The 21,219-nt window shown below is 42.3% G+C and carries 14 protein-coding genes; 2 read left to right on the plus strand and 12 right to left on the minus strand.

Features of this window, described 5'->3' with window-relative positions; genetic code table 11:
* Nucleotides 1-4: 4 nt before the first annotated feature.
* The 4 genes from U859_RS0128045 to U859_RS0128060 all read right to left on the minus strand — a co-directional run bounded on the left by U859_RS0128045 (nucleotide 5) and on the right by U859_RS0128060 (nucleotide 6,370).
* The gene (locus tag U859_RS0128045) at nucleotides 5-3,286 is read right to left on the minus strand and encodes a SusC/RagA family TonB-linked outer membrane protein (protein WP_025146537.1); all 3,282 of its coding nucleotides are present in this window, start codon (nucleotides 3,284-3,286) and stop codon (nucleotides 5-7) included.
* A gap of 277 nt (nucleotides 3,287-3,563) precedes the next feature.
* A complete protein-coding gene (locus tag U859_RS0128050) occupies nucleotides 3,564-4,670 on the minus strand; it encodes a FecR family protein (RefSeq protein ID WP_025146538.1) in 1,107 nt (368 codons plus the stop codon).
* Between the two features lie 169 nt (nucleotides 4,671-4,839).
* Nucleotides 4,840-5,547 carry a DUF4369 domain-containing protein gene (locus U859_RS0128055; protein ID WP_025146539.1) on the minus strand — a complete coding sequence of 236 codons (708 nt, stop codon included), beginning with the start codon at nucleotides 5,545-5,547 and terminating at the stop codon, nucleotides 4,840-4,842.
* Nucleotides 5,548-5,785: 238 nt separating this feature from the next.
* On the minus strand, nucleotides 5,786-6,370 hold the full coding sequence (locus tag U859_RS0128060) for an RNA polymerase sigma-70 factor (protein WP_025146540.1): 585 nt from the start codon (nucleotides 6,368-6,370) through the stop codon (nucleotides 5,786-5,788).
* A gap of 450 nt (nucleotides 6,371-6,820) precedes the next feature.
* On the opposite strand from U859_RS0128060, the gene U859_RS0128065 reads away from it, so the two are divergent.
* Both U859_RS0128065 and U859_RS0128070 read left to right on the plus strand, forming a co-directional pair.
* Nucleotides 6,821-7,258 (plus strand): hypothetical protein, encoded by a 438-nt coding sequence (locus U859_RS0128065; protein ID WP_025146541.1) that lies wholly within the window; start codon nucleotides 6,821-6,823, stop codon nucleotides 7,256-7,258.
* Nucleotides 7,255-8,694, plus strand: coding sequence for a hypothetical protein (locus U859_RS0128070; RefSeq protein WP_025146542.1), 1,440 nt, complete (start codon nucleotides 7,255-7,257; stop codon nucleotides 8,692-8,694). The genes U859_RS0128065 and U859_RS0128070 overlap by 4 nt, the downstream gene beginning before the upstream one ends.
* A gap of 69 nt (nucleotides 8,695-8,763) precedes the next feature.
* Here U859_RS0128070 and U859_RS0128075 read toward each other — a convergent pair whose 3' ends face one another.
* The 8 genes from U859_RS0128075 to U859_RS0128110 form a co-directional block, all read right to left on the minus strand.
* Nucleotides 8,764-9,288, minus strand: a complete 525-nt coding sequence (locus U859_RS0128075) for a hypothetical protein (RefSeq protein WP_025146543.1) — start codon at nucleotides 9,286-9,288, stop codon at nucleotides 8,764-8,766.
* Between the two features lie 252 nt (nucleotides 9,289-9,540).
* On the minus strand, nucleotides 9,541-10,683 hold the full coding sequence (locus tag U859_RS31405) for a TlpA disulfide reductase family protein (RefSeq protein WP_025146544.1): 1,143 nt from the start codon (nucleotides 10,681-10,683) through the stop codon (nucleotides 9,541-9,543).
* 38 nt (nucleotides 10,684-10,721) lie between these two features.
* Nucleotides 10,722-12,146 (minus strand): RagB/SusD family nutrient uptake outer membrane protein, encoded by a 1,425-nt coding sequence (locus U859_RS0128085; protein WP_025146545.1) that lies wholly within the window; start codon nucleotides 12,144-12,146, stop codon nucleotides 10,722-10,724.
* A 12-nt stretch (nucleotides 12,147-12,158) separates the two neighbouring features.
* Nucleotides 12,159-15,494: a SusC/RagA family TonB-linked outer membrane protein gene (locus U859_RS0128090; protein WP_162800072.1), complete on the minus strand. Its 3,336-nt coding sequence runs from the start codon at nucleotides 15,492-15,494 to the stop codon at nucleotides 12,159-12,161.
* A gap of 219 nt (nucleotides 15,495-15,713) precedes the next feature.
* Entirely contained in the window at nucleotides 15,714-16,832 is a 1,119-nt protein-coding gene (locus U859_RS0128095) for a FecR family protein (RefSeq protein WP_025146547.1), read from the minus strand.
* A gap of 248 nt (nucleotides 16,833-17,080) precedes the next feature.
* Complete coding sequence (locus U859_RS0128100) at nucleotides 17,081-17,650, minus strand: RNA polymerase sigma-70 factor (protein WP_025146548.1); 570 nt, start codon at nucleotides 17,648-17,650, stop codon at nucleotides 17,081-17,083.
* Nucleotides 17,651-18,127: 477 nt separating this feature from the next.
* Nucleotides 18,128-19,348, minus strand: a complete 1,221-nt coding sequence (locus U859_RS0128105; protein WP_025146549.1) for an alpha/beta hydrolase-fold protein — start codon at nucleotides 19,346-19,348, stop codon at nucleotides 18,128-18,130.
* Between the two features lie 181 nt (nucleotides 19,349-19,529).
* A complete protein-coding gene (locus U859_RS0128110; RefSeq protein ID WP_025146550.1) occupies nucleotides 19,530-20,702 on the minus strand; it encodes an acyltransferase family protein in 1,173 nt (390 codons plus the stop codon).
* Between the last annotated feature and the right edge of the window lie 517 nt (nucleotides 20,703-21,219).

The raw sequence follows: 21,219 nt of genomic DNA on the forward strand, positions 1-21,219 counted from the left end.
ATGATTAAAAAGTACAGGAAAGTGAAAAACTTGGTTTTAGGGAATATGGATAGCTTGTACCGCGTTCCTGCTCAATATTGCTCCAGTAGCCAATGTCGCTCATTGTTGCAGATACGGTAATTTGCTGAACATCCAGATGTTTTACCAATTTTGCAGGCAGGGAATAATTGATATTGATATTGTTCAGTAGGAAGGTTGTTTCGGTAAATGCAAACCTGTTATTCGGATATGTATTATCAGTTACTGTCAAAGACTTGAACCCGGTGACATCCCCTGGAGCTGACCAGCGGTAATCTGATACCCTGGCATCAACATTTACCCTCAGAAAAGCATTTTCAACCTTATTTAATAAAGTATAGTTAACTTTTGTCGCACCAAACCTAGCAGCGAAGCCTATATTTGCGGCGAATTGACCGATTCTGATCATCGTACTTAGTCTTCCATCAACTTTTGGAATACTCTGTCCCACTACCACTTTCGGCAAATCCCCTGAAATCGCGGTAGTCAGGGTTCCATCAGCTTTCAGGTAAAGCACTTTACCAGTAGCTGCGTCAACTCCTGGAGACTGGAGAACATATACGGCATCCGTTGACTGCCCCTCCACATACTGATAGTACACCTGGCCGCTTGAATTGGATGATGCTGCAAGCTGGTTGGCTTTTTTGAGTGCATCACTCAATTTCACCAGAATATTTTTATTATGAGCTGCAGATGCTGTCACTGACCAGTAGAATTTCTTTGCTGGATTTCTGACCAGGAAAACCGATGCGGTTATGTCACTTCCGTAATTGTTTACTTTTCCAAAGTTTTCGATGTAGCTGCTAAAACCATGCGAGTAGGAAAGATTAGCTGTAGTAATTGCATTATTAGTCGTTTTGAAATAATAGTTTGCTGAGAGGGTCAGCAACCCATCGAATAGTCCCATATCTATGCCCGCATTGTGCTGATAGGTGTTCTGCCATTGTAAATCCTTGTTACCAAAGGATATCAGGTTTGCACCTGAAAGGGATCTGTAAAGGGCAGTGCGATCATATTGATAACTGGACAGGGACTGATAAGGATCAAAGTTCATCCCTCCCGATACGCCATAGTTATAGCGGATCCTCAATGAATTGACCTTTGGTAGTAGCTCTTTCATAAAGCGCTCATTACTGATTGTCCAGCCCAGACCTGCTGAGTAAAACGTTCCGAACTTAGAGTTGGCACCGAAAGAGGAACCACCTGTAAGGTTGTAGTTGGCATCAACAAAAAACCTTCCATCAAAATTATAACTGGCAGTAAAACTGGCACCCACGGTGCGGGTTGTACTCTCAGTTGTTGTTGGTCTGCCGCTATTGATTGCATCTGCAAGATTTGATTGCTGATCGTTACTGAATCCTGTGGCTGTCAATGCATTGCCATTGGCTTTATCTTCGGTCACCTGACCATTAAAGCCGGCAAATACCGTACTTTTCCCTATAACTGTGCCGTAACTAAGTGTAGTTCTGGCCTGATAACTTTGTTGAAAATCATTAATTAGGTTATAAGATCCTTTAGTTGTAGCCGAGTTCTGCAGAAAAGCACTATTCGAGGGTGACCTAAAAATATCACTGCTCCCAACCTGTCTGTTATAACCTATTGAACTACTGGACTTAAGCCCTTTAATGATATCCCAATCCAGTGAAGTGGTATTTCTGAAAACTGTATATTTGGTTTTGTCAAAATCTGGCAGTGATCCATTATATGCGGGATTGGTGTAAGTGCCGCCAAATCCCGTAAACTGCGCAACCGCTCTACCATTTGCATCGTAGGGATTCCAGTATGGGTTCATGGTAATGTAGCTGCTAAAGTCTCCCCATGTACTATTTGAGGAATTATTGAAACCTACGGAAAGATTATTAGTAAAACGTACTTTCTTTAAGATGTAGGATAAAGTGATTCCACCATTGAAGTTATCCCGTTTGGAGCCTTTCATTACCCCTGTAATCTGATTATAGGAACCATTCAGGGTATATCGGAATTCATTATCACCACCGCTAAGTCCAATTGAATGAACCTGACCGATTCCAACCTGGGTGGGTATTTGCGCCCATTTGGTATCCACGCCTTCTACAGTGGCTTTTAGGTTTGCGTTGTAAAGCTGGTTATAACTATCCTGGGTACTGATACTCGTGCTGGTATACAAACCGGCTTTGCGCTCAATGGCTAGTTTATCAGCGGAGCCGAGCAAATTATAACTTGAAAAATCTGGTATTTCAATATTTAAGCCTGCGGAATAGGAGATTCTGATTTTTCCACCTACCGGCTTAATTGAAGTGATTACCACAACCCCATTGGCACCCCTGGCGCCGTAGGCTGCTGTTGAACTGGCATCTTTCAATATGACTACCGATTCAACATCATTCTGGTTCATATCCATTACACGTTGAAGGGTAACCTCAAAGCCATCCAGGATAAAAAGTGGAACGTTATAGGCATTCCTGATATTGGTACTCTGTATATTGGTCAGGTCAGTTGGAATGGTCGAAGTACCACGGATAGAGATATTGGGTAATGCATTGGGATTGGAACCCGATATGCTCTGCTCCTCGATATTAAAGGCTGGGTCAATATTTCCAATGGTTTTAAGCAGATTTCTGTTACCAAACATTTTGATCTGCTCTTTTGTGATTACTGTTACCGCGCCGGTAAAGCTTTCTTTGGGTTTATCAAACATCCCGGTAACTACAACTGCCTTTAAATCTGCATCCTGTGCCTGCATGACAATTCTGTAATTTGTTTTACCCGGAACAATTCTTACCGACTTCATCGCATAGCCGACATAGCTTACATTCAGCACACTATCCCCTTCGGATGTCATGAACTCAAAACTACCATCTGGCTGTGTTGCCGTTCTGGATATTTTTTTTCCGATAAGGTATACCGTAGCAGCTGGCAAGCCCTTGCCATCCTCTCCGACAACGATACCTTTAATCCTCACCGGTGGCAGAGGTTTATTTTGAGCTTTCGGCTCGATTCTGGATTTCTGTATCGTAATAAGCTTGTCCTCCAGACTGAATTCCAGATGTTGTTTGTCAAGTACCGCATGTAATGCAGCTTCCAGGCTAGCATTGGTTAATTTTACGCTAACCTTTGAATCGGTCAGTAAATCGTTCTTATAAAAAAAGTCGTAACCGGATTGTTTCTGGATCTTAGCCAGTACAATACTTACAGGTGTATTGGTTTCCGAAAGCGTAATTTTCTGCGCATTCGCCGTTGCAAATACCTGTATAACAGTAAATAATATAATTGAAATGGTTAGTTTCATAGCCAATAGTAGTTTATAGGGTAAGTGCCCTGCGAGACAGGACATTTTACCACATAAGTTTATTTGCATACTTTTGTGAAGTTTAGGTTTGGTTTAAGTTCTGTTGAAAGTTTTTTAATCAAGCGGCCTAGGCGGTACTGGATCCTGATAGCAGTCAGGGTTCAGTTTCCTATCATTTCCGCTAATTTGTCTGGTATTATTTGTAGTTATTTATTCCAAATTATTCCTTTCCTTTAATTGTTATCTAATTATTTTAAATTCTATTCTCCATTATTGATTAGTTGGTGACAAAAAGTTTCCGGCCTTCAATGTGGAACTCAACCCCACCTTTTTCCAAAATCTTTAAGATTCTGGACAGACTCGCATTTCTGTCGATAACACCACTGAACGTATCTGTATGAGTATTGCCTTCATAGACCACCTCCAGATTATACCATCGGGAAATCTGTCTCATGATCTGAGGAAGGGGTACTTGTTTGAAATTGAAAAAACCATCCTTCCAGGCAAGAACCGCATCTAAGTCAGCCTCACCGACATAAATTTTACCAGCCTGGTCCGAAATAGCCTGCTGACCTGGTTTTAAAACCATATTTTCATTTACCCTGACAAGCCCTTCGAACAGTGTGGTTTTAAGTAATGCTTCATCCTGATAAGCATTAACATTGAAATGGGTTCCCAGAACGGCTATACGCTGCCTTTCAGTCTGAACAACAAAGGGATGAGCTTTATCTTTTGCAACTTCAAAATAGGCTTCCCCAATCAGCTTGACGTTTCTTTCCTGAAGCCCCTGGAAGTTAGAGGGATATTCCAGCCTTGATGCGGCATTAAGCCAAACTTTGGTCCCGTCGGGAAGCGATACCTGAAATTCCTCTCCCCTTGCGGTACTCAGTATATTGATATTTTTAGCGATCGAACCAGCATTGGTACCGTTGTATATGAGATGTCCCTGGTCATTCTGCTCGATGACCACGCCGTGTTCGCTGGCGATCCTTCCCTTTGCGTTTGGGTTCAAGACAATTCGAGAACCATCAGCGAGGGTGAGCGTGGCTGTTTTTCTACCTGGGGGTAGATCATTCTTAGCCAGTTGATCTGTGGTTATCCGTTCTGGACTTCTGGATAACCAGAGGTAAGCAATTGAAGAAATCAATAGCAGAATTGCAGCAGCTGCCGTAAGCCTGAGCCATAGACGCCTTTTTTTGGGGACGACCGACAGCATTAGCAAATTTCTTCTGACCTCATCCAGATCCTGAGCGGTTTCTTCTGCTCCAAGGACTTTACGGTTGCTGAGATCAAACTGGAGGTGCCACTGTTCCACAATCGCACGATCATGGTCACTTGCACGATTCTGGTTATATTTTTTCAATAAATCTGTTTGATCTTCCATAATGAGGCGGATTTCTATAATTAGTAGATACCTGAAATTAATTTAGGGGGTATAGCCAAGAAAAATATTCTTTTTATTTCATGATAAAATAAAAAAAATGGATTTGAGCTGATATCTGAACTGAAATCAGTCCAAATATCAGTATTGAAAGGTATCAGTAGATTTGAACTTACATTCCTCCCTGGGCATCCGCCTGTTCTATCAGTTTTTGATAGGATTGGCCCGCCGGGGTTGCACGAAGTTCTGAAGAAAGCCCTTCAAACAGTGTTTTTGCAAATGCCGGATCTTTCGCAGGATTTAAAGAGGCGCGCAGCAAATTCAGGCTGACTAAAGAATTGGGATGCTCTTGGATAAACTTCACTTCTACCTGTGCTTTTATAGCAAATAACTGTTCGGATTTTTCACGGATTTCTGTTTGAAGCGCTGGATTATCTTTCGCCTGGGCATAATCTGTATTCATCTGGTCCTGGGTAGATTTGATACTTACCAGTGCATTATTCAACTCCATATGGTCTTTGTTCAACTGCGTGCCGGAGATCATTGAATTTTGCAATACACCAGAGGCAAGTATGTCAATGGTACCATCTTCAAGATAGATACCGACCTGATCGGCAATTGTCCCATTCGTCCTCTTAGTGCTATCCGCCTGTTTAAGTAATACAAATGCTTTCATTTTTGAGGGTACCTCTCCCCTGAAGGTAAATTTATCTCCGGTCAGCTGTATGGAATCTTTCAGTATCTTTCGGTCGATTTGGTACACCAGGTAGGCTTTAGCAGGCAGCTTTACATTCTTTACGGTAGCATTTACGGTATACTTTTGCTGTGCGGCTACCATCATTGGAAGAAATGCAATTGATAATAAAATACTGGTTTTCATTCGTTTGGTTTTTGGTTTTCAGATGATTAATTTTTCCAAAAGAATAACATTAGGTCATGCTAAGGTGCACAGTCATTTTAGGACGATGATCAGCCAGATGGTTATTTCCAGGTCGGGTTTGACTGATCAGTGAGCGCAAAATGCACTGTAATTGACTTCTTATAACTCTTGGTATATAGTTAAGATACCTGAAACCTGTCCAGGGGGTATATGATATAAAAAAATAAATTCAGAAAAATTACCGCATGAGAAGGTAAAGGAAGAGGTAAATCCCAAGCTTGCCCCTAAGTATCTTCAGGGCATTTTTCACATGGGTACGAACGGTCAGTTCGGAGATCCCCATGCGCTCGGCAATCTGGGCGTGACTAAGGTATTCATTTCTGCTTAATTCAAAGACCTCCCTCATTTTTGGGGGAAGGGCAGCAATTTCCTGCTCGATGATATCTTTCAACTGTTTTTCCCTTGCAAGATAATCGGTATTGCTGATCTCCTGGCTGGCAAAAGACTTGAGGGATTCAGCATATTGGTTATCGCGGTCCTGTCGTTCGATTTTTCGCAGTATTGCATTACGGACTGCGATATACAGGTATCCTGAAAGATTTTTTTCAAGAGTTATGCTTTCCCGCTTGATCCAGACAATGGTAAAGATATCCTGGATGATATCCTTGGCGGCATCCCGATCCTGCAACCACTTAAAGGCATACCGATGCAGGACGACTTTATATCTGTCGTAAAGTTCGGCAAAAGCCTGCTGGTTGTTCTCTTTTAGAAGATCAAGCAGTTCGCGGTCGCTGGAATCCTGATATGGAGTAACTACTTTCAATTATATGTCGGCAAATATATACACTGAGATTTACATTCTGTCAGCTAAGATAATTCAAACTGAAGAAGATGCAAATTATTTTCGCTGTTCAGGGTTAATTGCAGGATTAGTCAATTACCGTTTGGACAGTCCGGGGGCAGACTGCTAAGTGGGTCTAAGGTGGGAATTGACTTCTGGGTTACTAAACAGCCAGAGGGAAAGGTTGTTGCTGAGGCTACGTTGCGGGTAAGTCAACTTTGAAGGGGAATGAAACCAAAAGGGGAATATTGCATCTGGTAGGTGTATACCGCGATATTTTGGGAGAGAATTGCTTATTAAATCCCGCTGGCAAAAAGAAATACTTCCATTTGGAATATTCCCAATAAGTATTTACTTTTATTCAATAAAACAAACACATAAACGACTGCATGACAAATAATTACTAAATTTTAACCTCTCACCTATACTATTATGGGAAAAGTCAAATTTACCGCAGCCTTCTCTGGCGGCGAGGGTACTTTGAAGATAACCTTTGAAGACAAAAGTTCCATAACCTTTACTGCTGATGGTTCGCTGGAAGCGGATCTTAAAGACGGATCAAGAACCCTGATGTTCAGCGGAACATCTCCCGAGAGTCCGCAGGGCAATATCCATCTGGAAATTAGTGGTCAGGTTGCAAAAAAATACATATATAACTTCCCGCCGGGAAATATCACAGCAGATCCGGCAATTATCTTCGTAACGGGAAATACTGCTGTGAAGTCCAATTTTACAGAAGCCTTTTTTACTGCTATAGACCCGCAAAAAAGCTTTTTCAGGAAAAGCAAATCCAAAGGGGCTGCGGGGCTGGCTAAAGGAGATAAAAACGAAAAAAAGCAAAGCACTGGAAAAAATAAAAAGCGTAAATGAGAAGGGTTTTGGTCATTTTGGCTTACCTGCTTGGAGCAGTTGGGCCAGTCTTTGCTCAAAACAGTGAGCAGCTCATTAAAAAATCGATTATCGAAGGCGAAAACGAAAAAAGCATGGGCAGGCAGCAAATCCTGACCAATTATTTACAGGGTGTCGCTAAAAACCTGACGAGCAACGAAAAAGAAATTTTGCTGAAAGCCAATCTTTTCGCCCTGGATCCCATGGATTCGGTAAGCAAGTATAAAAGTGAAAACTACCTGAAAAAATCTTTTCAGCGCAACACCCAGCTGCTCATCGGGGGAGGAGTGGATAAAAACACAAAAATAAATTCCTTCACCATTGGTCTAAGCTACAACTTGCTGAACAAAAGGGATCCCTCCAATGTAAATGTTTACCAGGAACTGTTAAGCAAACCGGATTACGACCAGCTTAGCCGAAAGCTTATGGCAATCAACTTCAGGGTACTGGAGCAATACAAAAAAAATAAATGGAATGCGATTGCTCAGCAACTGAACAAAATCGCGGCCGATGCAAAAGGGAGAAATGATGTGTTGAATTTAAAGCAGGACATCCTTGATCTGCTACCTTCCCAACTTAGGGACGGGGTGGGAGATGCGCTGCCATTCCAAAATTCTTATAAAATGTTCGAAGATTCGGTATCCCATTCGCTGAAAAATCCTGGCCAGCCGCCAAAAGCCGGCAATGTCACCCTGTTCGCAGAGTTTCTGATGTCCGAATATTTCGCAACCCCTCTGGCATCCTCACTAAGGTCTTACCTCTCAGAGGCACAAAAAGAAGATGGCAAGCCCAAAAACACTTCTGCCGCTGTGAGTGATAGTGAGTTCAATAAAGTGATTGGCCAGATCAATGATGAGCTTGCCAAAAACACAACATCCGGCGGAGGCATTACGGTAGAATCCGCTTATCAGCAAGTCAGAAAAATCTATGACGACCGGATAAAGTCTATCCAGAGCCGGCCATTGCTGACGCTTGGTTACAATTACAAATATACACCCGACGCCATCTCCCATCAACACATTCCAGTGCTGGATTTTCTGTTGGGCTTTGGAAAAAATGGTCGAAAGAACAATGAACTTGTGATTTCACTGAGTGATACCCTGGGTACGGACACGATTTCTGTCAATAAATCGATCGGCCGAAATGTTACTAATTTAAATATCGGGATAAACCGTATCCTGTTCAAAGATAAATCCTTAGCATCCTTGCTGGAACTAAAATTCGCACTGGAAGAGCGGCTGATATGGAGTGGAAGGCTAAGTTCTGAAAAACGTGATGCTTTTTTCGCCAGTGCTACACTTCAAGGACGGCCTTCGTCAAAATCCCCATGGCTAAAGCTCGTCGTGAAATACAATAAGGACGCGAAGTTCCTGGGTTTTCTGGACGTAACGCTTAATCTGGACAACAAATCAAAATAAATTCTAACTGAAAAAGGTTTTTGTCTCTTATAGAATAAGGTTCTGCCTGGTAGAATCCCCAGCAGAACTTTAACCAAAAAGAGACTTAACAAATCCCTGAACAGTAGGTTTTGTGCCTAATATATAGCCTGCATAGCCAATTAAAACCCCTATCAACGCTTTGCCATTTATGATTACAAAGGGTGCTACGGGCGGAATTTTTTCTCGGGAATATACTATCCAGGTGACAAAGCAGCTGATACCGGTAACTATCACTACCAATCCGGCAATAAGCTGAAAAGTTTCTTTTACAGATTGCTTTGGCTGATCAGGAACCAAACCGAGCAGCCTCGCTGCGAGTTTCCTGAATTCGGCCTTACTCGCCGAGGTGGTCAGTAAAGCGCCCAGATTTATCAATAGCGTAGTATTGAGGGCATTGACCAGAAAATCCAGTGGCGGGTAAATGGTATATCCGATAATTTCAGTGGGTTTTGGTATAGCCGGATCCTTAAAATCTGGCTGTGCATGAAAAATACCGAAGTAGGTTCCCAAAAGATAAAATAGCAGCAGGCAGATCAATGCTGTATATCCGATTATTAACACTGGAGTTTTCATAATCTTAAATCGAATTTTTGATTTAAACTATTTTTATATCAGCAAGTTACGGAATATAAATAACTCCTTTCAATACTAAATATTAATTAATTCCTTTAACGAATAGGATACCAGGTAGACAAATATACTCCAATCCTTTTTTTAATAATAAAGAAAAGTTGAAATTCAGTCTATGTAGATACTTGGGCGTAAAAAAACCTGGTCAGAAGCTTTTTAGTCAGCTTCTGACCACGGATTTAGCTTCGTACACTTCTAAAGATATTTGGCTAGGACATCCTTCAGATGCTCACCCGTCAAGTTTTTTGCCAGGATTTTTCCATCCGGGCCGATTAGAAAGTTTTGGGGTATTGCTTGTATACCATACAATTTTGCGGCAGCATTATTAAAATATGACAGGTCACTCACATGCAACCAGGTCAAGCCATCTGCCTTGATGGCTTTCAGCCAGTCCTGGCGGCCTGCAGCACGATCCAGGGATACGCTGAGTATCGTAAAGTTTTTGTTGCCATATTTTTGATAAGCAGAAACGAGGTTAGGATTTTCCAGCCGGCACGGGCCGCACCAGCTTGCCCAGAAATCGAGAAGCACATATTTGCCCCTGAGGGCAGAAAGTGTCAGATTGCGCCCAGTTGAATCCGGTTGCGTAAAATCAGGTGCTAACTGTCCGATGGCCGTTTTGCGAATGTTATTAAACTGGTTAAGAACCGCCTTTGCGGTGGGAAGATTTCGTATGCTGACATCGAGGGTGCCAAAAAGTGGTTCTGCGGATAGATCCATTATACTTCCTGCGTAACGTCTGAAGGCCAAAAGGCCTACAGGGGTATTTCTATGGCGAGCAATAAACGGAATATATATCGAATCCCTGATTGCCTCTCCAAACCGGTTTGCCTTTTCCCTGAGTTGGGCATAAAGCTCGGGTTCCTTTTTGTGTTTTAACATCTCTTCATATATTGGAGCGGTATATTTTCTGCGATAAGCGGACTCTGCGGACTGAAGCTCATAGAATTCTTTTAAGTGAATGTTTCCTGTAGCCATGGTACCCTTAAGCGAATCCCTTGCCTGAACATTTGACTGGCCAGGATAAAGCAGGAGCTGTATGGAGTTTCTGGATGTAAAATCATAAGGATGAAGCTTATCCTGCGGTCTTTGTGCCAGGGATAATGTTGCCTGAAGCGGTTCATTTATTCTACCCCTGAATGTGGCAGCACCATTATACAGCAGCAGACTATCCCTGACTTTCTGATTATCCACATAGTAATCTAAAAAAGCGATGGTAGCCTTGGGGATATTGTCCAATTTCAGATGAATGGCATACTCACCTGCATACGGCGAAACCTGGGCAAAAAGGGAATAGCCCATCAGCAGTATAGCCAATAGAGAAAGAGTTTTTTTCATTTCGTAATTTTTTAAACGTAATAAATTTGTATTGCAGGCTAATAGCCTGCATTTTGAGTTAAATTAGTCGAATTTCTGATATCGGTCAGCGGGATTGGATAAAGCACTGCGGTTGCTTTCCATCCGGGCTTCACTCTGGAAAGCACATCATCTGCTGTTCCTGTTCTTTTAAGGTCGTTCCATCTTGCGCCATATTCACTAAAAAGCTCTACCCTTCGCTCCTGCGCAATTGCCCTCAGAACAGCCGTTTTTGTCACCGCAGTCGTATTGGAAAGTCCTGCGCGTCTTCGGATAATGTTGAGGTCAGCTACCGCACCATTTAGGTCATCGAGTTGTGCCAGGGCTTCAGCGCGGATCAGGTATTGTTCGGCGAGCCTGAGATAAGTGCAATATTCCCCGCTAGTGGTAGCATTTGTTACCTTCTGACGATATTTGAAAGGATAGTAATAAGTAGTTGTGACCCCGGACAGGGTACTTGATGTTACCCCTACCCAATTCCTCAAACGCGCATCCCCGGTCTCAAAAGCATTGATCAGATCAAATGTAAGCAGATAGTTGGGGATAGTCGCCACGCCCAGGGAATAGTAATAACCCTCATAGGTATAGCCACTGTACACCGCGGGCGAACCGGTAACCTGCCAGATGGCTTCGGTATTGTTTTTAGTAAAAATTGAGCTCAGGTTAGCTGTGGAAAGCAAGCTGTACTGGGTATTGAGTGCAATAATCAGATCAGCATTGGCACGGGCATCAGCCCAGTTTGCGGTATAGAGGTAGCATCTTGACAGGAGTGCTGCCGCAGCATATTTATTGGGCCTGATGCGTTCACCGGAAGCGGCAGAAAAATCAGCAGCAAGGCTATTCTTCGCATCAGTCAGATCACTGATGATTTGCGTATAAACCAGCGATTTAGGGCTGCGCGGCAGATCATTATTAATCTTTGCATCGGTACCCATTGCCAGGGGCACATCCCCCCAAAGGTTTACCAGATAAAAATAACAGAAGGCACGGATGAACTTTGCCTCACCCGTTGCCTGCACTTTCATTGCGTTGCTTAACCCCCCAGTGCTGCCGGCGACGCCGGAAATAATCGCATTGGCCTGATAAATATTGGCATAAAGTGATCTCCAGAGCGAGTATGAGGATACATCCTGGGAGTTGAGTGCATTTGCGAAGAATGGATCATAATATACATTAGTCGTGTAATAACTCATCTCATCGGCCGAAAGTCCTGGAAGCAGGCTCAGTCCTAATTGCAGATCCGGTGCATTGGTTATCGCCAGGGAACTGTACATTCCTGCAAGCGCCGATTTCAGTGTCGCATCGGTTTTGAATGTTGTTTCGGTAACCAGCTGTCCGGTCGGCGGATCAATATCCGTAAATTTTTTGCATCCGCAGAAAATCGAACTTCCGAGTACAAGAAGTGAGATTAGGTTGAGTTTATAGTTGGTCTTATTGATGTTCATAACTAAGGGCTTTTAAAATGAAAATCTTGCACCGGCAACAATTGTGCGCAGTGGTGGAATGTTAGTGGCAGCGGTTTCCGGATCATATCCTGCGTAACCGGATACGGTGAGCAGATTTTGTCCCTGAAGGAACACCTGAGCAGACGACATTTTAAGTCTGCTGGACCATGCCTTGGGAAATCGGTAGGAAAGGGACACATTTTTTAGCCTCATAAAGGCCCCATCACTCACAACGGCATCAGATAAGGCGTACTTGTCATAGGAACTGTATGCTGTGCCATCAGTGTTGATGCCGAATGTTCTGGTTGCGATCTGGCCGTTGGTTTCCTGGAAAAGGTCCCAGATGCCGCTATAGGTATTCACAGGTGTATATCCCGGAGGAGCTGTTCCAGAATAACCCGAATAGCCTACCCCCCATTTTTTATAGTGCCCGACAAGCTGCATGAGTATATCCAGCTGGAAACCCTTATATTCAAAACTGTTGGATATGCTGCCATAGAGGTGGGGAATGGTATTACCGATCTTCACCCAGTCTCCCTGTCCGTTCTGGGCGATGCCCTGTTCGGTCTGAAGGGAAGTTGTACCATTATTGTTCACATCACGGAAAGATGGCAAACTTGTCGCCGCTGAAACGCCGGTATACTGGTAGCCATAAATGGTATTCAGCGATTCACCGACTACCAGCGTATTGAGATAGGGGCTGTTCGCGATATTGTCGAAGGATACGAGTTTATTCTTGGCCAGGGTGAGGTTAAGTACGGTATTCCATTTAAAGGTACTGTTGCGGAAATTTTGTGTAGTGAGTGAAAATTCCGCTCCTCTTTGCTCAATGGTTGCCGGCATATTTGCATAATAGGAGGCAAAACCCGTAACCGTTGACAACGGATAGGTCACCAGGGGATTCCCCGTCCGGTTGAGAAAGAAGCTGCTGGATAACAGAATGCGGTCTTTCAGGAAACCAAGATCGAGTGCAAGTTCGAGTTTCCTGTTTACCTCCCATTTCAGGTTAGGGTTTGCAATTTTGGACGGAATCAATCCCGCGGTCCCATTATATCCATAAAATGTAGCGCTATAGGTATCCAGGTACTGGTAATTACCGATTTGGTCATTGCCCGAAGTCCCGTAACTTCCCCTAAGTTTCCCATAACTCAGTAAAGTTTGTTTATCCTTCAGAAAAGGCTCTTCTGTAAATATCCATGCACCACCCACTGAGGCGAAGTCCCCAAATCTGTTATTGCTGCCGAATTTGGAGGAACCGTCCCGTCTGTAGTTCACGTTGAGAATATACTTATCCAGCCAGTTGTAGTTTAGTCTGCCAAAGAAAGAGGAGTAATTATAGTCTGAGGAAAAATTCGCAGTATAGATCGTTCCTGCTCCCAGTGTTGAGGTCAGGAGTGCATCCGAGCTATACTGGCTCGCCGCTGTGTAAAAGGGCTGCACGTAACGGGTCTGCTGAAGTGTTGCACCTGCTAAAAGATTCAGTGTTCCGCGGCTGATTTTGCGCGTATAATCCATTTGCGGCTCCAGGTTCCAGGTTTCGGTATAGTTCTGCTGAAAATAAGCGTAGGGCTTACTTCCACTGGCGGGGTTCAGGGAGGCCGAGTACACTAAATTCTGTGCGTCGGTAAGGTATTTATTGTAACCGCTGTTTAACCTGATGTTCAGGCCTTGTACAGGTGTATACTTCAGGTTGATATTACCAATCAGGTTATTGGTTTTGGCGGTATAATTCTGATAAAGATATTTAAGCGGATTTTCAAAATAAAGGGCAAAGGTATTGAGATTAAACCAGTAGAGGTTTTGCCCTGATGCATCATAAAGCGGGAAATTCGGTGCCAGTGTAAAGGCATTGTTGGCCAGGTCTGAGGTGGTACCAAATTTTGCCACATTGCTGTTTTTATCGAAAGTCATCGTTGCAGAAACCGTGGCGGTAAACTTCCTGTTGAGTGAACTGTGCTCTACATTGAAATGAACAGCTCCGCGGGTATAATCATAATCTCCTGGTATGACGGTGGTTTCATGGTGATAGTTCCCGCTTAGCAGGAAGCTCATCTGCGCACTACCACCTGAAAAACTTGCTGAAGCATCCTGAAAACGGGCTGTTTTACCGAAAAAGGTATTTTGAAAATCGGTTGATTCGGTCTGGCTCCAGGTCAGCAAATCCGGCGCGAGGGAAGCAGTTGGTGTCGCTCCCGAATTTGCATACGCGGCCCTGCGAATGGTGAGGTATTGGTCCAGTGTCAGATTCGAGATACCGTGCAGGCTGGCTACTGAAGACACCCCACCACTGACATTGACGTCCATTTTGGTGTCTCCGGCCTTACCTTTTTTGGTTGTGATAAGCACCACACCATTTGCGCCCCTGCTACCATAGATTGCCGTTGCATCTGCATCTTTCAAAATTTGCAGGCTTTCGATATCCGATGGGTTGATCGCATTAAGGGGACTGTTGCCAAAGGAAGGCTTCAGGTTTGTTCCGGTGTTTCCTCCTGCAGTATATACTGGTTCTGAAAGGAAGGGAACACCATCAATGATGTAAAGCGGGTTTGTCCCTGCGGTAATTGAACCATTTGCCCTGATCTGTACATTGATGCCTCCGCCAGGGGTTCCACTGTTTTCGGTAATCAGTACTCCTGGCACACGTCCCGAGAGTGCCTGCAAAACATTGGTTACGGGTTGTCTGGCAATATCATCGGCAGTGACCTTGGCAATTGACGAGGTACTGATTCGCTCGGAAACTTTCTGACCATATCCCAATACCTGAACTTCATCCAGCTTTTTCTGGCTAATCTGGAGCTTGACAACCGTCCGCTCCCCTTTGGCATCACTCACGGCAAGTTCCTGATCTTCATATCCGATGTACCTGAATACCAGCACATCAGCTTCATTCAGCTCACCGAGTGAAAATTCACCATTTACCGAGGTGACTGTTCCCTTGTGGCTGCCTTTAACCATTACGGACACACCAGCGAGTGGAGTGAGCCCGTCATATACGGTTCCATTGACGCGGATAGGCGGCGTTAGGAAATCAGCAATTTTTTGGAACGCCGATTTCTCCTTTCTGGATATCACGATAGCGCGGTTATCCACAGTATACTGAAATGGCTGTTTCTCAAAAATCTGCTGTAATACCAGATGAAGTTCGACCTTGTTGACATTTATGGTGACAGGTTTTGCTTCTTTAAGCATATCGGCTGAAACAAGGAAATCGAATCCGGTCTGGTCACTGATCTGATCGAAGATCCTGGCCAGGGGCGCATTGCGTTGTGACAACGAAATTTTCTGTGCGAAGGAAACCGCGCCGGCCTGCATCATGATTGAGAACAGCAACAATATGGTCAGTTTCATGGCTAATAGGATTTTATGGGTGGCATGCGAAGGCCTTCCCCCTTTCTTGTGGTAAAATTTGTACATTTGTAAATACCTGGGTTAATGCGGGATGCCTCTCATTTTTGCGGATGTTAAAGGCAGCTCGCGGTTTTCAATCTGTTAATTATTTTAATGGCGATCCAAGGTCTTGGCCGCTCCAGGAGTCAACTGGGGCGGTTTTTTTTGGACGAGTAGCTATCAGTGTCTGACCAGTACCCTCCTTTCCGTTAGTTCAAAGTGTGCCAGTCCGGTTTGCTCGAGCATTTTGAGCACCTGACTGATGTTTTTGTTGCGTGATATTTTTCCGGTTAGCGCAATTGTGCCCACATCCCCTAAAAGTTCGATGTCGACATTATACCACCTCGAAATCTGTTTCATAACCGATTCGAGTTTTTCATCCTTGAACCTGAAGTATCCTTCCTTCCAGGAAAGGGCTTCTCTGAGGTCTGCATTCGAAACTGCAAATCTTGAACCCTCAAACAGTAGGGCCTGTCCCGGGCTAATCTGCTCAGCTTGACCATCCAAAAGCCTGGTTACCCGAACGCTACCCTGGACCAGGGTGGTTTTGATAAAACTTTCATCCTGATAGGCCTGTATATTGAAATGCGTACCGAGTACATCCACCCGCTGACCTTTCGATATGATTCGGAATGGACGGGCACTATCGTGGGCAACCTCGAAATAAGCTTCTCCCGTCAGCTCAACAGTTCTGTTTTGAGCGGAAAAGGCGGCAGGATAGCGCAAAGAGGAGGCCGCATTGAGCCACACATGAGTACCATCGGAAAGCACGAGCTGGAATTGACCTCCCCGAGGGGTCGCCAGGGTATTAAAATCCTGCCCGCGGGTAGATTGATCAGCAGCTTGTTGATAGATAAGTTCTCCAGCAGCGGTTGTGCTGACACGGGTTTGTCCCTGTTTGGCGAGTAATTTGGGTGCTCCCCCTTTAAGAACGAGCTTTTTGCCGTCAGCGAGTGTCAGCGTGGCGGCATCCTTTGCCGGCTGCACATCGTGGGCAAGGAACTGGTTTTCATTAGCTGGCTTAACCCGGTTCGAAATCAGGTAGGTGGCGAGAAGCAACAGCAGCAAAACCGCGGCCGCAACAAGCCGTGGCCAGAGGAGAACCCGCTTTGGTCTTGACAGGTAGGCGTCAAGCTTCCGGAGGCTTCTGATTTCATCCTGCAGCAGTTCTTCAGGATCTGGGAAAATTCCCTTAGGGGATTTGTCCTGATACCATCTATCCAATAGTGATCGTTCCTGGCTGTTTGCCGTCCCGTCGAGATATTTATCGATCAGTTCTTTTGCTTGTCTGAATCTCATAAAAAGTTTAATTATTTCGAACTTCTAATACCATCACCCCTAAGTAGCAGTAATGGGGTATATAAGAATGATTTTTTCAGAAAAAAACTAGGACGTTCAAGATTATCGGGCATAAAAAGGTAGAATAATCAAACTTAAGGTTGATGATATTAATAAATATTAGCTGTTTTTTTTCAGTATTACCTCCAAAAAGACAGCCTAAATACGTATAAAGAAAAAAATATCACTAAAACACAAAAAAATATCACTCATATTATAAGAAACAATATTTTCACGCCGAGTTTAACCCTAAGAATACGGAGTGCGTTACGGATCTGGGTACGAACGGTCAAGGGGCTCAGGCCAAGTTTTTCTGCGATTTCCTTATGGCTAAGTTCCCCATTCCGGCTGAGTTCAAATATCATCCTCATTTTTGGCGGCAGGGAGGATATTTCCTGTTCAACCTGTTCAAGAAGTTGCTTATTGGTAATTAGCTGGTCTGTAGCTTCGGCGGAATGCTCGATATGATCCTGTATCGATTCAAGATACCGAAGATGTACCTTATGATGGCGATAAACCTTAAACAGGCGGTTGCGCATGGATACAATCAGGTAACCGGTCAATCCTTCCCTGATCTCCAGGGCCTCCCGATTATCCCAAAGCCAGGTGAAAAGTTCCTGAACAATATCCCGCACTTCCTCCCGGTATGGGTACCGCTTGTAGACATGGGTATAAAGGAGCGCATAATATCGGCGATGAATTTCCTTTAGTGCGCTTCCACTGCCCCCTTTCAATTGTTCGATCAGTTCGTGTTCCGAAAGTTGACCGTATTGCTGCATTAGTTGATTTTAGAAATCGAATATATTACATTTATCTATGAATTTCAATACATAGCATACGAAATAATCCCTTATCATTTAAAAGAATCCTATCTTCCAAAAACAAGATCTGCTACCATCCCGGGGTTCACGAAAAAATTCGGTTTAATTATTATTGGACAAACCAATTAGGTTGATCCCTTCCCGACAATTTACTACCATACTGACAAACAAAACTTCACAACAATTTCATTTCTGGTTAGAAGGGGTCAATCTACTCTGGTTTATCCACATAGTACCTTGTTACGTAAAAAGTGTTTTTTTTTGTTACGTGCTTTAAAACTTGTTATTTATCAGTAGAGTAATGTAAGATACAAAATTTGGGGCAAGTAAGGTTTTTTCTTTTTGCTGTAAAGCCTAATTAAGCTCAGATCCGCCAGTACTGTCATTTTAAATGAGAAATAATGAGATTCTACGTTAAGTCAGCAATAACTTATTTCAAATCTTTGAGCTATCAGCAGTATCTGGGTAATCTAAAATCGATAAGGCTTTAAGGTAATACTTTTTGGCCTCTTCTTTTCCTCCTTTGGCAGAATGATAATCACCCAACGCATCATAAACGTTGAAACTATGTGGGTAGTTTATTTCATTTAATCGAAAGAAATTATATGCAGACGCTAATTTATTAGCTCTTAAAAAAGCATAGCCCATGTTATTGATTACACTTTCTGAGGGCAGTATTTCATATCCCATCGATTTAGAGATTTGCTTGTATCCCGATTTCAAGGAATCCAATATTGTATTGTCCTTAACAGCTGTACTGAACAAATCGTAGTTGTCAACAGATAAGAAATTATAGTCTCGGAAAATATAATGAAGTCCATCATATTCACTGATAAATGGAGCCGAGTTGTGACCCTCCGCTTCATAATATTTAATTTTCCAAAGAAGGTTTTTGTTGCTATGCAGCTGTAGTGCGCCTTTTAGTCTGTCCATGGCGAGAACAGCATCATTAAAAGCAGTTTTGGTTTTTCTCAGTTCTGCTGTATCAAGCTTTTTTTTAAAGCCATTAGCTACAGAGATAAATACAGTTCTGTTATCAAACTTTCTATCCGGCAGGATATTCTCTGCTTCTTTTGATAGCTTAGAATTATCGTACCATAAAGCTGGGTCAATTGCAATGTAAGAATTAAATGATTCGGTATGCTTCAATAATGTGTTAATAACAAAAAGCCCACCTAGAGAATGCCCTATCAACATGCGATATGGTGCAGTTGGATATCTGGCTTGAATTTCTGGAATCAACTCGTTCTGCAGGAAGATCGTAAATTTTTCCCCTCCCCCTGATGATTTAGCCGCGACGCTGTCTAAAAATATTCCCGAAGTTATGTGTCTAGGAGTGAAATCTCTTATCCGGTCGATGTTTGGTATAGCTACAATAATGGATTCTTGAAATACCCTGAGTGAACCCAAATTCTCCATCATTGCTACAATTCCATGAAAATGTTCCTCGCCATCTAGCACATAGATCACTGGGTACTTCTGTTGGCTATACATTTTGTTTGACGCACTTTTAGGAACATATACTGAGTATGGCCTTTCCTCTCCCAGTATCTTTGAATAGGTTTTGTAAGTTTTACCAATTGAAATATCATTATTTTCCTGTGAATAGCTGAATATTGGTGCCAGGAAAAGTAATAAAAAAAATATTATCCTCATGTTGATCGTATAGTGCCTTGGTAAAAGACAGGTTTCAAATTGAAATGTTGCACAACATACTAAATTTAATTACCGCGAGCAATTGAATCTAAGCGCATTATCAAGAAAGGGTGAAATAAAAATACAATAGCTTTTTCACTTACCAAATAAGGAGGAATCTATGATGATGTGGAGCAATAGCTCAATTAACGGTTCGTATATCAGCAGCAGCGATATTGGCGGTGGGTTTTAGTTTCCTTTTTATGATTATACTTCGTAAATTCATGAATGGTTTCTCTATTATTAAGTGTAGTAAATATGCTGCCAGTATGCAGGTTATCATACAAATTATAAGCATTAGATGACTTTCCAATTTAAACTGATCTAATAATTTGTGTGTGAGACGAATTATCCCTTTATGTGTCAAATAGATAGCAAACGAAAGGTTTGCAATAAAAGTTGTAGTTTTTGAATTCCACTTATACAAAAAGCTTTTCGGACTAATAGCACCTAAAACTATTAATCCAAAGCCAAGTGCGACCAACGGAAAACCAAAAATTGAAGCGCTAAAGGTTTTTTGGTCTTCACATAAAAAATAGGCACCTGTCAAAATACATAAACTTAGCAAAATAAACTGGTTTGCATATTGTGAAACTTTAGTATAAAATTTCGGCAAGAAGACATAAATGCACGCTAGTGAAACTCCAACTAAAAGCCCGTCCAAACGACTATAGGTCGGGTAATAAATGTATTTGTACCAATACATCCAACTGTCATCATCTTCAAATTTAGGCAAATACAGATAGTTATAACAATAAAGTCTAATTCCAAAACCAAATAAAAACAGCACTAATAACAACCAATATGATTTAGCAAATAATTTGAATCTTTGTAGGAAAATTAAAACTAAAGGAAAAAACAAATAAAAATGTTCTTCTACACATAGGGACCAAGCATGAGAAAAGGTTCCAAAATCCTTTACATCAAGGCCAATATTTTGAGTAAAAGTCAAAACCTTCCAGAGTGGTGGTAATGCTTCTCTTTCTCTGAAAAATGGAAAGCATAAATAAAGTCCGACTGTTACCAAAAAAGCAGGAACAATCCTAAAGAATCGTTTGATAAAAAAGATTTTAAATGAAATGGGTTGTTCTTGTTTGATTTGAGAGAAAATTTGAGAAGAGATTAAAAAGCCACTCAACACAAAAAACAAATCAACGCCTGCCCAACCGAACGAAGCTACATCTGGCAACCATTTAGGTTGTCCATGAGTAACTATAAAATAGTGATAAAAGAAAACTACTATAATCGCTAATGCTCTTAAGTGGTCAAGTCCATATAATTTCTTATAAATATCTAAGCCTGATTCTGTTGTCACTTTATTTTTTGTCTTGTCGGTTGTCTATAATGTAGGCGGCCTGAGAAATTATCACCAATTGATAAAGGTAGACAAGTCTGAGAAGCGTAGTGGGTTCCTTAAATCAAAACTAATAAATAAAAATTATGAAAAAATTACTTTGTGAATAAAACTGAAAAGAGGTTTTAATAAATTTTCTAATCTGATCATTAAAGTAAAATACCCGATTTGTAACGGAAAGTGAATTTGCCAATAATGACGGATAGTTATAGATATTGTATTTATTTTTGGTTTATCATTTACAGGTCGTTTCAAGAATATGAATCCACTTCTAAAAAACGCATCATTAAAACTATCGTTTCACCTAAATTCTTATATAAACTACTAGCCCATTCCACATAATACCAAGTTGGCAGCCTTATAAAAGCAGAGCGGTTTGATGGTATACTGAAGAGTGAACAGATCTGAGCTTACTACCAAATATGACACTGCATTGCAAATATCAGGGATCATTGAGGCCTAAAATACCAAAAGAACT

The sequence above is a fragment of the Pedobacter jeongneungensis genome, assembly GCF_000633455.1.
Classification (GTDB): Bacteria; Bacteroidota; Bacteroidia; order Sphingobacteriales; family Sphingobacteriaceae; genus Pedobacter; species Pedobacter jeongneungensis_A.

Bases quoted from the DNA above. Each gene is read 5' to 3' on its own strand.
- U859_RS0128055 (WP_025146539.1), bottom strand. From the start codon at position 5,547: ATGAAAACCAGTATTTTATTATCAATTGCATTTCTTCCAATGATGGTA.
- U859_RS0128045 (WP_025146537.1), bottom strand. From the start codon at position 3,286: ATGAAACTAACCATTTCAATTATATTATTTACTGTTATACAGGTATTT.
- U859_RS31405 (WP_025146544.1), bottom strand. From the start codon at position 10,683: ATGAAAAAAACTCTTTCTCTATTGGCTATACTGCTGATGGGCTATTCC.
- U859_RS0128070 (WP_025146542.1), top strand. From the start codon at position 7,255: ATGAGAAGGGTTTTGGTCATTTTGGCTTACCTGCTTGGAGCAGTTGGG.
- U859_RS0128075 (WP_025146543.1), bottom strand. From the start codon at position 9,288: ATGAAAACTCCAGTGTTAATAATCGGATATACAGCATTGATCTGCCTG.
- U859_RS0128090 (WP_162800072.1), bottom strand. From the start codon at position 15,494: ATGAAACTGACCATATTGTTGCTGTTCTCAATCATGATGCAGGCCGGC.
- U859_RS0128085 (WP_025146545.1), bottom strand. From the start codon at position 12,146: ATGAACATCAATAAGACCAACTATAAACTCAACCTAATCTCACTTCTT.
- U859_RS0128050 (WP_025146538.1), bottom strand. From the start codon at position 4,670: ATGGAAGATCAAACAGATTTATTGAAAAAATATAACCAGAATCGTGCA.
- U859_RS0128065 (WP_025146541.1), top strand. From the start codon at position 6,821: ATGGGAAAAGTCAAATTTACCGCAGCCTTCTCTGGCGGCGAGGGTACT.
- U859_RS0128105 (WP_025146549.1), bottom strand. From the start codon at position 19,348: ATGAGGATAATATTTTTTTTATTACTTTTCCTGGCACCAATATTCAGC.
- U859_RS0128095 (WP_025146547.1), bottom strand. From the start codon at position 16,832: ATGAGATTCAGACAAGCAAAAGAACTGATCGATAAATATCTCGACGGG.
- U859_RS0128100 (WP_025146548.1), bottom strand. From the start codon at position 17,650: ATGCAGCAATACGGTCAACTTTCGGAACACGAACTGATCGAACAATTG.